General features: G+C 53.8%; 9 protein-coding genes, 2 tRNA genes and 3 rRNA genes. 2 read left to right on the top strand and 12 right to left on the bottom strand.

The annotated features are described in order from the left end of the window. Positions 1-52 precede the first annotated feature (52 nt). On the top strand, positions 53-1,240 hold the full coding sequence (gene porV / locus AM218_RS11960) for a type IX secretion system outer membrane channel protein PorV (protein ID WP_410471223.1): 1,188 nt from the start codon (positions 53-55) through the stop codon (positions 1,238-1,240). A 69-nt stretch (positions 1,241-1,309) separates the two neighbouring features. Continuing rightward, positions 1,310-2,527, top strand: a complete 1,218-nt coding sequence (locus AM218_RS11965) for a M16 family metallopeptidase (RefSeq protein WP_197273962.1) — start codon at positions 1,310-1,312, stop codon at positions 2,525-2,527. A 292-nt stretch (positions 2,528-2,819) separates the two neighbouring features. On the opposite strand, the gene rrf is transcribed toward AM218_RS11965, so the two are convergent. From rrf to AM218_RS12020, 12 genes are all read right to left on the bottom strand, one after another. Further along, positions 2,820-2,931: ribosomal RNA gene (gene rrf / locus AM218_RS11970) — 5S ribosomal RNA — on the bottom strand. 81 nt (positions 2,932-3,012) lie between these two features. Then, positions 3,013-5,917: ribosomal RNA gene (locus tag AM218_RS11975) — 23S ribosomal RNA — on the bottom strand. 198 nt (positions 5,918-6,115) lie between these two features. Further along, positions 6,116-6,192: transfer RNA gene (locus AM218_RS11980), tRNA-Ala, on the bottom strand. Between the two features lie 37 nt (positions 6,193-6,229). After that, positions 6,230-6,303, bottom strand: a tRNA-Ile gene (locus AM218_RS11985). Positions 6,304-6,410: 107 nt separating this feature from the next. Then, positions 6,411-7,925, bottom strand: a 16S ribosomal RNA gene (locus AM218_RS11990). The 16S, 23S and 5S rRNA genes sit together here with 2 tRNA genes alongside, the layout of an rRNA operon. Positions 7,926-8,243: 318 nt before the next feature. Further along, on the bottom strand, positions 8,244-8,570 hold the full coding sequence (locus AM218_RS16830) for a hypothetical protein (protein WP_157547497.1): 327 nt from the start codon (positions 8,568-8,570) through the stop codon (positions 8,244-8,246). Positions 8,571-8,833: 263 nt separating this feature from the next. Next, positions 8,834-10,015 carry a serine hydrolase gene (locus AM218_RS11995; protein ID WP_054414073.1) on the bottom strand — a complete coding sequence of 394 codons (1,182 nt, stop codon included), beginning with the start codon at positions 10,013-10,015 and terminating at the stop codon, positions 8,834-8,836. A 314-nt stretch (positions 10,016-10,329) separates the two neighbouring features. Further along, positions 10,330-11,541, bottom strand: a complete 1,212-nt coding sequence (locus AM218_RS12000; protein ID WP_157547647.1) for a hypothetical protein — start codon at positions 11,539-11,541, stop codon at positions 10,330-10,332. A 57-nt stretch (positions 11,542-11,598) separates the two neighbouring features. Next, positions 11,599-12,948, bottom strand: a complete 1,350-nt coding sequence (locus tag AM218_RS12005; protein WP_054414075.1) for an APC family permease — start codon at positions 12,946-12,948, stop codon at positions 11,599-11,601. 155 nt (positions 12,949-13,103) lie between these two features. Beyond that, positions 13,104-13,616: a DUF2480 family protein gene (locus AM218_RS12010; protein ID WP_054414076.1), complete on the bottom strand. Its 513-nt coding sequence runs from the start codon at positions 13,614-13,616 to the stop codon at positions 13,104-13,106. 54 nt (positions 13,617-13,670) lie between these two features. Continuing rightward, complete coding sequence (gene tsaB, locus AM218_RS12015) at positions 13,671-14,372, bottom strand: tRNA (adenosine(37)-N6)-threonylcarbamoyltransferase complex dimerization subunit type 1 TsaB (protein WP_054414077.1); 702 nt, start codon at positions 14,370-14,372, stop codon at positions 13,671-13,673. A 94-nt stretch (positions 14,373-14,466) separates the two neighbouring features. After that, on the bottom strand, positions 14,467-16,161 hold the full coding sequence (locus tag AM218_RS12020) for a S41 family peptidase (RefSeq protein WP_054414078.1): 1,695 nt from the start codon (positions 16,159-16,161) through the stop codon (positions 14,467-14,469). Positions 16,162-16,174 lie beyond the last annotated feature (13 nt).

Below are 16,174 nucleotides of genomic sequence, written 5' to 3' on the forward strand. Positions count from 1 at the left end.
CTTGCATCTCCATTACCCACCTTTTCTGATGTATATGTTGTCGAAGTTGACTGTGCGATTGAGTTTTCTCACCACAACCGGGCTGCTTACCTTGTCGGTAGCCGCTTCGGCCCAGCAGCGTGATGACCACGCCATTACTACGGCCGTGCCCATTCTCACGCTCAGCCCCGATTCCCGCTCCGCCGCGTTAGGAGAAGCCGGAGTCGCCATTTCGCCCGATGCCAACTCCATGTACTACAATGCCGGAAAACTGGGCTTTGTACCGTACAATACCAGCGTATCCCCTTCCTACACGCCCTGGCTCCGCTCTATTACTGATGACATGGGCCTGGCGCATGTTTCGGCTTATCACCGGGTAGGCCAGCGCTCCGCTTTTGGTGCCTCGCTCACTTACTTCGATTTGGGCAGCATTCAGTATCGGGATATTTACAACAACTCAAAAGGCGACTTCAACCCGAAAGAATATGCCTTTAGCGTTTCCTATGGCCAGCGCTTAAGCGAGAACCTGGGGGTAGGCGTAGCGGCGCGTTTTATCCACTCCAACCTCACCGGCGGTGATGCCGATACCAAACCTGGTAATGCAGCTGCCGTAGATCTGGGGCTATACTACACCAAAGATGTGTCCATCGGCGCCCAGAATTACAACCTGGCCTTTGGTGCCGCTATTTCCAACATTGGCAACAAGATTTCCTATACCAATCCGCAGGAGGGTAACTTTCTGCCAACCAATCTTAAAGTAGGTACCGCCATTACCAAAGAGCTGGACCCCTACAACAAGCTTACTTTTACTTTCGACGCCAACAAGCTCCTGGTACCGAGCCCTTATTATGAGGGCGCGAATCCGGATTCAGCCTCGCAGGTACGGATTGATGCCAAGAACCGTGAAATAGCAGGTAAAAGTGTTGTAAGCGCCATTCTGGGCTCTTTTTCAGATGCTCCCGGCGGCTTTAAGGAAGAAATGCAGGAAATCAACCTTTCTGCTGGGGTAGAATACTGGTATAAAGATATGCTGGCCGTTCGTGCCGGCTACTTCTATGAGAACCCGCAGAAAGGGGCCCGGCAGTACCTCAGCTTAGGTGCTGGCCTGCGCTACCAGGTGTTTGGGGTTGATGCGGCTTATCTGGTCCCTAACGACAAGAATAACCCCCTTTCCCAAACCTTACGGCTTTCTTTACACTTTAACTTTGGCGAAGGCGCCAACACAACCGGCGCCACCGACACCCCGACCCCCACGAATTAGCCTATGCTCAACCGCTTGGTTGCCCCTCCCGTTCAGCCGCTGGCCAGTGTAACGCTGCCCGCGGCTGACGTGCTTTTACTGCCTAACGGCAGCCGTCTGCACGTTCTCCACAACGCGGCCCAGCCCGTTGTACGCCTCCAGGTAGTGTTTCGTGCCGGCAAATGGTACGAGCCTGCTCCCGGCATTTCCCTACTCACCGCCCGGATGCTGCTGGAAGGCACGCGTACCCGCACCGCCCGCCAGATTGCCGATGAGGTTGCTTTCTATGGTGCCTCTCTCGAATGCGAGCAGGGCTTCGACCGGGCCACGCTCACGCTCTATTGCTTGACACGGCATTTAGAGAAGCTGTTGCCCTTGGTTAACGATGTGCTCACCGAGCCTACCTTTCCGGAGCCAGATTTAAGCCTGCTGAAAACCCGCACCATTCAGAACGTACAGGTAGAACGCCAAAAGACCAGCTACCTGGCCGCCGAGCGGTTCTCCCGCAACCTATTTGGCAGTACTAATCCATATGGAGTTGTCTTCGATGAAAACAGCTTTCAAGCCATTGAAGGAAGTGATGTTCAGAACTTCCACCACCAAACCTACGTGTTAGCCGGAGCGGAAATTTTCCTTTGTGGTGATGTTGAAGCACAGCATATTGAACAAGTGCAGGCCATGGTGGGTACAGGCAGCACAATCACCCAGGACCAAGCACCTGCTTCAGGCTTTACTGCGCCGTCAACCTCCCTGCCGCATGATTATGTGACGGTAGCTAGCATTCAATCCTCCCTGCGAATCGGACGCCTGTGGCCAGCCCCAAGCCACCCAGACACGCACAAGCTCCAGGTACTCGCTAAAATTCTGGGAGGCTATTTTGGCTCACGCCTGATGAAAAACATCCGTGAGGATAAAGGCTTCACCTACGGTATTTACGCCAGCGTAGGCCCCCGGGAGCACGCCACCAGCTTCGTAATTGGTACAGATGTAAATGCGGCGAGTACCCAGGCTACCATCACCGAAGTTCATCATGAGCTCAGAAAACTACAAGAAAAAGTAGTGCCTGCTGACGAGCTAAAAACCGTAAAGAACTACATGGAGGGCAAATTCGCCAACGAGCTCAGTACGGTTTTCGAACAGTGTGATAAGTATAAAAGCCTGGTTTTCCTCAATCTACCAGCCTCTTACTACACTGACTTCCTGCATGATATAAGCACGATTGATGCTGCTCAAATCCAACGACTAGCCCAGCAATATCTTTCTCCAATTGATATGATTGAGGTCATTGCTGGTCCAGCATCATCCTAACATCACAGCGTACAAACCAAAAAGAGCCTCCCGCAGCAATAGATGCGGAAGGCTCTTTTTGGTTTCAGGATAGAGTGATGGCACTTAATAAGAAAAGGCTAATGGCTTATAGCCTCCGCCTATCTACTTAGCATTATTAGTCCAAGTGCTGTCCGCCCCCACACCCAGGCGGAAGCCAGACAGCGCTAGGATTCCCGTGTCGCCTGGCCTTGGACTAAGCAGGAACCTCAGTTAAACGGCAGAAGCCCCCTTCCGCAGCACAAGGTCGCAGAGGGGGGCTTCTGATCAAAAAGGTTGGCGGCGACCTACTCTCCCACCGGTGAAGGCAGTACCATGGGCGCTACGGGGCTTAACTGCTCTGTTCGGAATGGGAAGAGGTGAACACCCGTGCTAAAGCCACCATTAAGGTGTCAGCTAGTACGTGAAACGTATGCTGTCAAATCGTTGACGCAGGTAACGGGTAAGAAAAAGGAGTTGAGCTATTTCACAAGAAGCGTTCGAGTCATTAGTACACCTCGGCTGTGCTATTTCTAGCTTTAGACCTAGTGCCTATCAACGTGGTCATCTACCACGACTCTTAGTATGGGATATCTCATCTTGAGGTGAGTTTCGCACTTAGATGCTTTCAGCGCTTATCTCATCCCAGCGTAGCTACCCGGCGCTGCAGCTGGCGCCACAACCGGTGCACTAGCGGCTGGTCCATCCCGGTCCTCTCGTACTAAGGACAGGTCCTCTCAAATATCCAACGCCCACCACAGATAGGGACCGAACTGTCTCACGACGTTCTGAACCCAGCTCGCGTGCCACTTTAATCGGCGAACAGCCGAACCCTTGGGACCTTCTCCAGCCCCAGGACGTGACGAGCCGACATCGAGGTGCCAAACCTCCCCGTCGATATGAGCTCTTGGGGGAGATCAGCCTGTTATCCCCGGCGTACCTTTTATCCTTTGAGCGATGGCCCTTCCATGCGGAACCACCGGATCACTATATCCGTCTTTCGACCCTGCTCGGCTTGTCGGCCTCACAGTCAAGCCCGCTTCTGCTATTGCGCTCTGCGTACGGTTACCAAGCGTACTGAGCGGACCTTTGAAAGCCTCCGATACTTTTTTGGAGGCGACCACCCCAGTCAAACTACCCAGCAGACACTGTCTCCCTTTCAAGATTAGGCACCAAGCAACACAAGGGTGGTATTTCAACGTTGGCTCCCCAACGGCTGGCGCCGCTGGCTCATAGCCTCCCACCTATCCTACACATGTGTTACCCAGCGTCAATGTCAACCTATAGTAAAGGTGCACGGGGTCTTTCCGTCCCGTGGCGGGTACTCGGCATCTTCACCGAGACTACAATTTCACCGAGCTCATGGCTGAGACAGCGCCCAGATCGTTACACCATTCGTGCAGGTCGGAACTTACCCGACAAGGAATTTCGCTACCTTAGGACCGTTATAGTTACGGCCGCCGTTTACCGGGGCTTCGATTCAAACCTTCGCCTTGCGACTAAGTTCCCCTCTTAACCTTCCGGCACCGGGCAGGTGTCAGGCCTTATACTTCCGCTTGCGCGTTCGCAAAGCCATGTGTTTTTGTTAAACAGTCGCCTGGGCCTTTTCACTGCGGCTTCTCCATCGCTGGAGGAAGCGTCCCTTCTCCCGAAGTTACAGGACCATTTTGCCGAGTTCCTTGGCCATGATTCACTCGAGCGCCTCAGGATTCTCTCCTTGACTACCTGTGTCGGTTTGCGGTACGGGTTATAAAGCAGTAAACGCTTAGCAGGTTTTCTTGGCAGTCTGATTAGGTACACTATCCCCGTGGCCGAAGCCGTGGGGTACTATCATGTTTCAGCTAGGTCAGCGGATTTGCCTACTGTCCCAATACCTACGCACTTTAACGGGCACTTCCGTCCGCCCGCGGTACTTTCACTTCTGCGTCACTGCATCACTCTACTTCATAAGTGCTGGAATATCAACCAGCTGTCCATCGGTGTTCGCCCTTCGGCTTACCCTTAGGTCCCGACTAACCCTGCTCCGATTAGCGTTGAGCAGGAAACCTTAGTCTATCGGCGGGCCGGTTTCTCACCGGCCTTATCGTTACTCATGCCTACATTTGCTTTTCTAGCCGCTCCAGCACCCCTGACAGGATACCTTCACCGCTGCTAGAATGCTCCCCTACCACTTGCACATAGTGCAAATCCATCGCTTCGGTACCGGACTTGATGCCCGCGTATTATCGATGCCCTGTCGCTCGACCAGTGAGCTGTTACGCACTCTTTAAATGAATGGCTGCTTCCAAGCCAACATCCTGGCTGTCAAAGCAACTGGACCTCCTTTGTTCAACTTAGTCCGAATTTAGGGACCTTAGCGGATGGTCTGGGTTCTTTCCCTCTCGGCCTGGGACCTTAGCACCCCAAGCCTCACTGCCGAGTATATTTCCAGGCATTCGGAGTTCGTCAGGATTCGGTAGGCTGTGACACCCCCTAGTCCTATCGGTAGCTCTACCTCCTGGAAACTTCACCTCGACGCTGTACCTAAATACATTTCGGGGAGTACGAGCTATTTCTCAGTTTGATTGGCCTTTCACCCCTACCCACAGGTCATCCAAATCCTTTTCAACGGAAACTGGTTCGGGCCTCCAGTTGGTTTTACCCAACCTTCACCCTGCCCATGGGTAGATCACAAAGTTTCGCGTCTACCCCCTCTGACTCTACGCCCTATTCAGACTCGCTTTCGCTGCGGCTCCATGCGTCCACGCATTTAACCTTGCCAGAGAGGAGTAACTCGTAGGCTCATTATGCAAAAGGCACGCCGTCACCCCACTAAAGGGCTCCGACCGCTTGTAAGCACACGGTTTCAGGTTCTTTTCACTCCGGTATTCCCGGTTCTTTTCACCTTTCCCTCACGGTACTAGTTCACTATCGGTCTCTCAGGAGTATGTAGCCTTAGCGGATGGTACCGCTGGATTCAGACGGGATTTCTCTGGTCCCGCCCTACTCAGGAATCCACTACCGTACCTAATCAGGTCGCTTACCGGGCTCTCACCGTCTATGGCCGACTTTCCCACGTCGTTCAGCTAAGATTAGATAATCAGATGTTGTGGTCCTACAACCCCACGGTGGCCGTAACCACCCTGGTTTGGGCTAGTCCCCGTTCGCTCGCCACTACTTGGGGAATCATTAGTTATTTTCTTTTCCTCCGGGTACTTAGATGTTTCAGTTCCCCGGGTTTGCCCCTGGTGCTATATGCACGAGGTCTTACAGCTTCACTGTAAGGGGTTGCCCCATTCGGAAATGCTAGGATCAATTGGTATGTGCCCATCCCCTAGCCTTATCGCAGCTTATCACGTCCTTCATCGCCTCTGAGAGCCTAGGCATCCCCCGTGTGCCCTTGCTTACTTCTTGTAGCTCTCTATTGCTAGAGAGGGCTCGGGTGACTAACCATAGGTTAATCACTCTTTATTACTTTTTCTTACTCGTTACACTACGTCAAAGAACGTTTGTTTTCCCAGTTGGAAAACAACGTAGTACTGTCCTGTTACCAGAAACACTACTATATGTTGGTATTCTCACCGAAGACGACCCGAATGGTCTGTCTCGTGTTGGTGGAGAATAACGGAGTCGAACCGTTGACCCCCTGCGTGCAAGGCAGGTGCTCTAGCCAGCTGAGCTAATCCCCCATTTTCGTGTTCCGTTGGCCTACCCAACTGTGAACAGTGGGCCTGCCTGGACTCGAACCAGGGACCTCTACATTATCAGTGTAGCGCTCTAACCACCTGAGCTACAAGCCCGGGTTTCGATGAGGGCATCGAATCCGTGAATATCTTGAATGAAGGAATGACAAATTTGATAGTCCAAAGGTAACGCGAGCAACAACTCACGAGTCGGACCGCTCCAGAAAGGAGGTGATCCAGCCGCACCTTCCGGTACGGCTACCTTGTTACGACTTAGCCCCAGTTACCTGTTCTACCCTAACTGGCTTCTATTACGAGCACCAGCTTCAGGTCTACCAGACTTCCATGGCTTGACGGGCGGTGTGTACAAGGCCCGGGAACGTATTCACCGCGTCATTGCTGATACGCGATTACTAGTGATTCCAGCTTCACGAAGTCGAGTTGCAGACTTCGATCCGAACTGAGAACGGTTTTTTGAGATTGGCGTCACATCACTGTGTAGCGACCCTCTGTACCGTCCATTGTAGCACGTGTGTAGCCCTAGGCGTAAGGGCCATGATGACCTGACGTCGTCCCCGCCTTCCTCACTGCTTGCGCAGGCAGTCCATCTAGAGTCCCCGGCATAATCCGCTGGCAACTAAATGTAGGGGTTGCGCTCGTTGCGGGACTTAACCCAACACCTCACGGCACGAGCTGACGACGGCCATGCAGCACCTTGCTTTGTGTCCCGAAGGAAAGGTTCATCTCTGAACCGGTCACGCGCATTCTAGCCTAGGTAAGGTTCCTCGCGTATCATCGAATTAAACCACATGCTCCACCACTTGTGCGGGCCCCCGTCAATTCCTTTGAGTTTCACCCTTGCGGGCGTACTCCCCAGGTGGGATACTTAACGCTTTCGCTAAGTCACTAACTGTATATCGCTAGCAACGAGTATCCATCGTTTACGGCGTGGACTACCAGGGTATCTAATCCTGTTCGCTCCCCACGCTTTCGTGCCTCAGTGTCAGTACCAGCCTAGTCAGCTGCCTACGCAATCGGGGTTCTGGATGGTATCTATGCATTTCACCGCTACACCATCCATTCCGCCAACCTCGTCTGGACTCAAGCCTTGCAGTATCCATGGCAGTTCTCTCGTTAAGCGAGAGGCTTTCACCACGGACTTACAAGGCCACCTACGCACCCTTTAAACCCAATAAATCCGGACAACGCTTGCACCCTCCGTATTACCGCGGCTGCTGGCACGGAGTTAGCCGGTGCTTATTCCTCAGGTACCGTCAGTGTACCACGCATGGTCTTTTTCTTCCCTGAGAAAAGCCGTTTACAACCCAGAAGGCCTTCATCCGGCACGCGGCATGGCTGGGTCAGGCTCTCGCCCATTGCCCAATATTCCCTACTGCTGCCTCCCGTAGGAGTCTGGCCCGTATCTCAGTGCCAGTGTGGGGGATCACCCTCTCAGGTCCCCTAGACATCGTCGCCTTGGTGGGCCGTTACCCCGCCAACAAGCTAATGTCACGCAACCCCATCCTTGACCAATAAATCTTTACCAATTGCCTGATGCCAGGCTGTTGGTTTATGCGGTATTAATCCGCCTTTCGGCGGGCTATCCCCCAGTCAAGGGCAGGTTGGTTACGCGTTACGCACCCGTGCGCCACTAGTGGTATTGCTACCACCCGTTCGACTTGCATGTATTAGGCCTGCCGCTAGCGTTCATCCTGAGCCAGGATCAAACTCTCCATTGTAAAATTACTTGCTACTCTCTTCGAAAAGAGAGCCATGTCGAGTGCTGATCCGACCCGTATTAACGAGCTATTATTCGTTTGTTACGCTTGGTTGGTTTCAAAGCCGAAGCTCGAAAACCGCTTACCAAATTTGTCAATTCCAATCATTCAAAGAACGTGTGCTCTCGTCGTTTCGAGAACCGTGTGCTAGCCAGGCTAGCGGGGTGTTTTAGTTAGTCTGTCCGGGCTTCCATTCGAAGCGGGATGCAAAGGTAAACAACCTTTTCTGTTTAACAAGCGAAAAGCGAAATAATTTTGAAGCTTTCGTTTTCGTCTGCCTTACTTGTTTTCCCCTTCCGTTTGAAGCGGGATGCAAAGGTAAGTAACTTTTCTGCTGCTTTCCAAATCCGGTTTCGAAGTTTTTTTCGAAGCGGGTTGGGCTTGTTTCACTCTCAAGCGCTTCCGGTTGAAGCGGGTTGCAAAGGTAAGCAACCTTTTTCGTTTCGCAAGCGAAGTAGGAAATTTCTTTTTTGAACTTTTCCGTGCTGCTTGCTGGCTTCCGGTCGAAGCGGGTGGCAAAGGTACGCTTTTCTTTTCTTCGTTTGCAAGCCCGAAAACAACTTTTTTTTCGGATTGTACCCGGCTTCCGGTTGAAGCGGGCTGCAAAGATAGTAGAACCTTTCCCAGATTTCCAACTTCTTTTTCAAAACTTTCTCCAGGAGCCTCTCAGCTGCTTGCCCTGCCGCGTTCCGGTTTGGGAGTGCAAAAGTGCGACTCTTCTCCCCTATTTCCTAACCCGTACAGCAAATAATTGATGGAAACAGGTACTATCAAGCTTAGGGAAGCTGAACGATACCCTCATCAAAACTGACTAACAGCACTTTACACCCTTCTCGCATAACCTGACTATTTTCGAGGAGAAGCAAAAACTAGCGGACTACTTCCTTAGCGAAGAGTTCTGACAGATCTGGATGGTGCGTGCGGGGGCGCCTGGCCTCGTATTGATAGAGTACCTGCCCCAATGCTTTCAGGAAAGGCAGTCCGATGGATTCGTATTCATAAGCGCCATCGTTGAGGATACCATCCTGGTTTACGTAGAGCACTGCACTGAGCAAAAACTCGCTTTGGTGTGTGGAATCGGCGAAATAGGCCACATCGGATAGGTAGCCATGCGACATCCCTACTATATTATATAGGTGTAAGCCGGGCTGAGTTGGCTGGTTGCGCTGGCGGCCGTAGTAGAGATACTTCTTATAAGCATCGAAATAAGCGCGGCTTTGATAGCGCGAGAAACCCGAGCCGTGGGGCGTACTGTGCAGATAATAGCGCAGGAAGGCATAATCATCGGGGGTGAGCTGGAAACGCTGGGCGGCCGGGGTGGCTTCGGGGAACAGAACAGCCTTGAGCATATCCGTCACGTTCTGTAGCGGCAGGTAGTTGGCAGTAGTGAAATCGTAGGGTTGATAGATGATGCGGCCTCCGGCCTGGTAGCCGCGGCCTTTTCGGATGTTGCCTAATGGCAAGGGGAAAGAATGTAGGTTAAAGGCGGCGGGCTGTTGATAGATAACCTGCCCCGTGGTGGCATTGAGGAAAGTTATAGGATTGGTATGGCGGTTGGCGGCCGTATCACAGGGAGCAAAGCGGCGGGTGATGCGTGCCTGTGGGTAACCTAACTCCCACAAACGCGCATTGAGCGGGCGCTGCCCCAGGAATTCGTAGAGCCGGTTATAGGCTACGTTGTCGCTGACGAGCAGCATGCGCTTGATGTAGTTGCCGACTGTGTTTACCTGGTCGGAGTCGGCGGTAGGAATATATGGCGCGGGGGTCTGGCAACGGAAGGCGGTGCCGGTGGCCATAGGTGTGCGACGGGTGAGGCCGGGTTGGTGCAGGCGGTTCAGCTTTTCCAGAGCCAAGGCAGCCGTGGGCAGCTTCACCAGGCTGGCGGGGTTGAAGTACTGCCGGGCATTGAGGTGGTAATCGTACTGGGTGAAGTGCGGGCGGTTCTGCGCGTCGCGGTTAACTTGGGTATAGATGATCTGTAGCTCATACTTATCGGCGTGGGTTACCACTTCCGCTAAGCGGGCATCGCTGTGAAGCAGGCTGTCGAGCAACTGCCGGTTGACTCTTTGTAGTACCAGGGAACCTGGAGGAACCGGAGATTTAGAAGGGCTATTGAAAGTACTCCCTATATATAGGAGTAGCCACAATAGGAATGGACGAAAAGCTAGCGGCATAAACATTCCGGAAAGGGATAATGGAACCGAGGACCAGTACGGCAATAGATCCTTACGCAAGCACGGTATCCCACTACTCTCCTGCTGGCATTAAATAACAAAAAGAGGCTGCGGCAACCATGCCACAGCCTCTTTTCTTTTGCTGCCGGATTTGCGCAGCCTACTCCTATATATATAGTGTAGGCCGAAAGCTATTCCGCTACCGTTTTGGTGCGGCGGGCTAATAGCAGGTTGGAGTCGTTTTGCCGCCAGTTGTAGCCGGTACCGAAGGGCAGCGGGCGGGGCCGGTGCACCGAATCGGTATAAACCTGGGTTAGCGTGGGCTGATAATGCTTGGCGAAAAGGTTGATGGGGCGCTTATAGGTGCCGTAGTAGGTGAATTGCCAGTCGGAAGCGGGGAAGTATTTCATGGCAATGCCCGAATCATCCTGTAAGATAAAGTTGCTGCGGTCCAGAATCAGGTTGCGCACTTTGCTGAAATAGGGCTTGTGCATGAGGTAAGTAGCCGATTTGATGTAGGTGACTACCGGCCCAAGCGTGCGCACATACTGCAGTATAGCGTCTTTCGTCGTGCCCAGCTTCCAGTCGCTAAGGTCGGCGGAGAAGTAGTACACGGTTTTCTCCTGGCCTTTGGCATCGCGCAGCTTCATTTCTACGCCGGGAATGATTTTGGGACCGGGCCGATGGATGGTCATGGTATCGGCTTCCGACATCTGCCCCTGAGTATTCAGCTGGAGGTAGCGAATATCAGTTACCTGGTTGCCGGTGCGCGTGGCGAAAAGCATCATCAAAGGCAAAGCCCCATCCAGCTCCACTGATTTGAGGTCGACGGCCATATCATTAGTGCGGAAAAAGCTAAAGTTGAGCACCGACCACAAAGAGGCTTTGATGGCGCTGAACAGCTTAGGATTTTCCAGGGTGCTGCGGCGGGGCACTGTGCCTACTGGCTCCAGCCCTACCAATACATAGGTTTGGGCCGTGGGAAACATGGTATAGGCATTCAGCAAATCGGGCCCGCTAAAGGGGTAGAACACGGTGGAGCTGCTGCGGCGTACGGAATCCAGCTCGGTGGCGGCCCACTGCTGAATACGGTTGGTGCGGGTGTTGTGATAGTTGGTCCAGCTTTTATCGGCATCGGCGGCAAATGCCTGCCAGGCAGGAAGGGCCGTAAGTGGGCGCAGGTCGCTGCGCTGGCTTACGGGCTGGCCGGCCAGATAGGCCGCTACATCCTGCACAGCGGTAGTATCCGGGGCGGGTGCCGCAACGGTTGGAGCCGTTGTAGTGTCAACGGGAGCTGCCGAGGCGGGCTTCGCTGGTTCGGTGGCAGTGGTTTTTTGCTCAGAGCAGGCAGTCAGCGCGACGAAGAGGAAGGGAGCCAGAAGCCTAGAAAGGGAAATGCGCATGCGGGAGTACTTAGGAAGAAAAAACGAATGGGGCGGCAAGTTAGCTTTTCAGCTTTTTCACTCCTTATATATAGAGTGCATTGGAACATCGGCGTTTGGCTTCTTCGCCGGGCGACTAACGCCTTTATAGACCAACAGGCCCAGCAACACCGTGGCCAACCCGTACAGGGACTCCATTGGTTTATCGCGCAGCAGAAAAAGGAGCGTCCAGCCGCTTAAGCCCAAAAAGAGCAGGGGCGTAATGGGGTAGCCCCAGGCCCGATAAGGCCGGGGCAGCGCCGGGTGCTTCCAGCGGAGGATAAACAGCCCCAGCACGGTGAGAAATGTGAAAAGGCTCAATACAAAGCCTGCGTATAAAAGCACCTGCTCAAAAGTGGCCGTCAGAATAAAGACCAGGGTGAGCAGGGTTTGCAGCAGCATGGCCCGGACCGGTATGCCAGCCCTACTGACGTGCGCCAAAGTGCGCAGGCCGGTGAGGTCCTCCCCCATTACCTGCACAATGCGGGGCCCGGCAAAAATCATGGAGCTTACGGTGGATACCAGCAGTACCGCAATAACGCCGCCCATCAGGCGGCCAATAACGGGACCGAACAGGGAATTGGCGGCCACGAAACCGACTTCTACCTGACCTGCCAAAGTATTGAGCGGGGTGGAATACAGGAACACGAAATTCAGCCCTATATATAATAGGAGTACCACGGCGGTACCGATCAGCAAAATGCGCGGCAGATTCCGTTGCGGATCGGCCACTTCGCCCGTCATATACACGGCGGCATTCCAGCCGGAATAGGCATACGACACATAAATGAGGGAAACGGCAAAGGCCGGGCTCAACACTTCCTGCCAGCCCAGCGCACTGGGGCTAAAGGATAAGGGCTGTGGGGTAGCGGCCAGCAGCCCGGCGCCAATAAAACCAACCAAAACCAGCACTTTGATGGCCGTAATCAGCACCTGCAGGCGGCTGCCAGCCTGCCTGCTGCTGGCGTGCACTGCCGTAAGCAGCAGGACCACCATCACCGATAGCACCTGCGGCTGCACCGAGGGCCATACATTTTGCGCATATTTTCCCAGAGCCATTGCCGCCAGCGCCGTGGGAGCCGCAAACCCAACCGTAGCCGATACCCAACCGGACAGAAAGCCTACCGCGGGGTGGTAAATCCTGGAGAGATAGTGGTACTCGCCGCCCGAGCGGGGCATGGCCGCGGCCAGTTCGCCATAGCTTAGCGCCCCGCATAAGGCAATGAGTCCGCCCACCGCCCACAACATCAGCAGCGCAAACCCGCTTTTGAGGCCCAGTATCTGAAACCCTAGGCTGGTAAACACGCCGGTGCCCACCATATTGGCAATAACAATGGCAATGCCCGTGATGACACTGATTTTGTAAGCGGCTTTTTGGGGTTGCGTCATAAGAGCTATTTACCGGCAAAGATGCAAAGTTGCTTTTTGCCGATGCAGAAGTACCCTGCTGCGGGGCCATGCAAACCTCAGCAACGCAAAAAGCCCCTGCCGTTTTATAACGCCAGGAGCTTTTAGATGACCTCGCCAGGAAAATTTCCGACGAATCAGGCTTTCGGACGCTTGTACAGCGGTACCGTGCTGCAGGGCTCACCATACATAATGCTGCTGGCAACCGGCAGAAGTTTCTGCATAATAGCCACGTAAGCATACGTAGGCACGGGTTTCTCACCACAGCCTTTTACCACCATTTTTGCATCCCGGTACTGTTCAGCATCAATGCCCGCAATGGCTTCCTGAAACAGCTCCTGCTCCAAGGATTCCAGGTTGCCGAACACATACCGATGCGCATGGCCCTGCAGCTTGGAAGCCAGCAGCATGTACGCCCAAGTAGGTACAATAGCATCGGCGGAGCAGATAATGGCTACGTTCTTGCCGTCGTACTGGCTCCAGTCGTGGGTTTTGATGAACTCGCGGAAATCCTTTTCCCGCAGCATTAAGCCGTGGAACAGGTTTTCCTTGATATCATATACCACCCGCTCACCGGGATGAATAAATTCTTCCAGATTGAGCGTAGTGAGGGCACTTTGCGTGACGCGGTTGATAAGGGTGTCTTCCATTATATAGCTGATAGACGTTAGAGGAAAGATTTTTTGACAGCTTGCCTCCTGGTGCTAAGCCTTAGGCCTGGGGGTAGTGGTGTATACTTCTTTTAAGTAGAACGGCTCGTAGTAGGCCACATCCCGGAAGTCCTGCTCCCGGAAAGCCTGCACGGCCAGCGCCCCTACTGCCACCGCAGATGGCTGAATATCCGACAGAAAATCGGCGTGGGCATTACCGGCCACCAGCGGCTGAAACTTAACGGCGCCGTTACCAAAGCATAACAAGCGGTGGTGTGCTAATTGTTCGGCCAGCGTGGTTTCCTCCAGAATCAGTGGTGTGGGGGCCAGCACTTCCTGGCCTTCGTGGGTGTAGAGCGCGGCATATACTTCCATACGACGGGCATCCAGCATGGGACAAAAGAGGTATTGCTCCGGCCGGGCCGTGTAGGAAGCTACCTGATAAGCCAACGCCTGCAGGGTGCTGATAGCTACCAAAGGAATTTCCAGCGCGAAGCAGAGGCCTTTTGCTGCGGCCGCTCCTATGCGCAAACCGGTGTAGGAGCCCGGCCCATCAGAAACCGCCACGGCCGCCACATCCTGCAACGTGTACTGGCAGTTTTCCAGCAGCTGATTCACCAGCACGCTCAGGTGCGAGGAGTGCGACTTCTCCAACCGCAGTTCCGACTGCCCCACCAGGCTACCATCGGCTACCCGGTGCAGGGCCACGGAGCAAATGGAGGATGAGGTTTCGAGGGAGAGAATGAGAAAAGACATAAGCAGCGAAAACGGAGGAGAACAACTTCTCTCACAGAATGAAAAAAGCAGACTCATAAGGAGTCTGCTTTTCATTACAAAGGTATAACAAACCTTACTTCGTACCGGCACTCTTCATAGCGCTGGCCGCTTTGCCGCCGGGCTTAAGCAAGGCCGCATAGCGGTTGGGCTCATTCAGCACCTGCACGGCGGCCAGAATATTGGGGTCATCATCAAAGCTGGCTTCAATGCTGCCTTTCTGGAAGTAGTAGCGCGACACAATTTCCTGCTCCAGAAACTCCCGGATTTCGGGCTTAAAGCGAATCAGGTCGTTGCTTTTGTTGGTGGATACTTTCCGCCGGATGGCTTCCAGTTCGTTCTTCACGTCGTCGTAGTGCTTTTCCTCCTTGGCTTTCTTCACTACATCGGCCAGGCTTTTCTCTACCTCGGTGCTGTAGCTGATGTCTTTGCCCTGCAGAAACTGAATAAATTTCTGGTACTCGGCATCGGAAAGCTTGAAGTCGCGGGCTGGTGGAATGCTGGTATGCTCGGCGCGGTAGCGCGTGGCATAGTCGAAGACGTAATTTTTCTGCAACAGCAAGCGGGTGATTTCGGCCACATCCTGCTCCTGTACTTCCACATCCGGCGCTACTCCGCCACCATCAAATACGGTGCGGCCGGTTTGGGTTTTGAAAGCAGTGCGCAGGGAATCGGGGAATTTGCCCAGCGAGCCATCATCGGCGCGGTGCGAATAGTCGATTTCCTGAATGCAGCGGCCGCTGGGAATGTAGTATTTGGCGGTGGTTACCTTCAGCTGGGAGTTATAGCTGAGCGGGCGCGTGGCCTGCACCAGGCCTTTGCCGAAAGTACGCTCCCCTACCAGCACGGCCCGGTCGTAGTCCTGCAACACCCCCGACACAATTTCGGAAGCCGAGGCGGAACGGTTGCTGGTGATAATGGCAATGGGTATCTGGGTATCCAGCGGCGTATCCAGGGCCTTATAGGTCTTATTCCACTCGGTTACTTTGCCTTTGGTGCTGACAATATCGAGGCCTTTATCCACAAACAGGTTGGAGATATTCACCGCCTCGTTCAGCAGTCCACCGGGATTGTCCCGGATATCGAAGACAATTTTCTTGGCGCCCTGCTCTTTCAGCTTGCTTACCGCCAGCCGAACTTCCTTGCCGGCGTCAACCGTAAAGCCGGCCAGCTGGAAATAGCCAATATCACTGGTGAGCATGCCATAGTAAGGCACGTTGTCTACCTGAATCTTGTCGCGGGTGATGTTCACTTCTACCGGCGCATCCTGCCCGTAGCGGGTCACCATCAGCTTGACCTGCGAGTTGGCCTGCCCCTTCAGCAGCTTGCTGATATCGGAGTTGGTTTTTTTCTCGAGGCTCACGCCGTTGATGTTCAGGATTTCGTCGCCGGGCAGCAGGCCGGCTTTCTGGGCCGGGTAGCCCTCATACGCTGCCTGCACAACAGTCTTGTTGGCCCGCTTCACCACTACGGCCCCAATGCCGCCGTACTGGCCGGTGGTCATGGTGCGGAAATCCTCGATATCGTCTTCGGGAATGTAATTGGTGTACGGGTCCAGGGACTTGAGCATGGCGTCAATCCCGGTTTTCACCAGCTTGGAAGGCGGCACCTCGTCTACATAGTAGGTATTCACCTCCTTAAACAAGGTGGCGAAGATGTCGAGGTTCTTGGCAATTTCGAAGTAGCGCTCGTTGTCGGACGCTGACCGAAAGGATACGAGGAGAGCAGCGCCTCCAAGCAGAAGACCGGCAGCAATAGATTTTTTACGCATAGACTGAGCAGGT

Origin of the sequence: Hymenobacter sp. DG25A (assembly GCF_001280305.1) — a bacterium.
In the GTDB taxonomy this organism is placed as follows: domain Bacteria; phylum Bacteroidota; class Bacteroidia; order Cytophagales; family Hymenobacteraceae; genus Hymenobacter.

What these genes read in the sequence shown, in the direction of transcription:
- AM218_RS12005 (WP_054414075.1), bottom strand. Translation starts at nt 12,948, where the DNA reads ATGACGCAACCCCAAAAAGCCGCTTACAAAATCAGTGTCATCACGGGC.
- AM218_RS12020 (WP_054414078.1), bottom strand. Translation starts at nt 16,161, where the DNA reads ATGCGTAAAAAATCTATTGCTGCCGGTCTTCTGCTTGGAGGCGCTGCT.
- AM218_RS12000 (WP_157547647.1), bottom strand. Translation starts at nt 11,541, where the DNA reads ATGCGCATTTCCCTTTCTAGGCTTCTGGCTCCCTTCCTCTTCGTCGCG.
- AM218_RS12010 (WP_054414076.1), bottom strand. Translation starts at nt 13,616, where the DNA reads ATGGAAGACACCCTTATCAACCGCGTCACGCAAAGTGCCCTCACTACG.
- tsaB (WP_054414077.1), bottom strand. Translation starts at nt 14,372, where the DNA reads ATGTCTTTTCTCATTCTCTCCCTCGAAACCTCATCCTCCATTTGCTCC.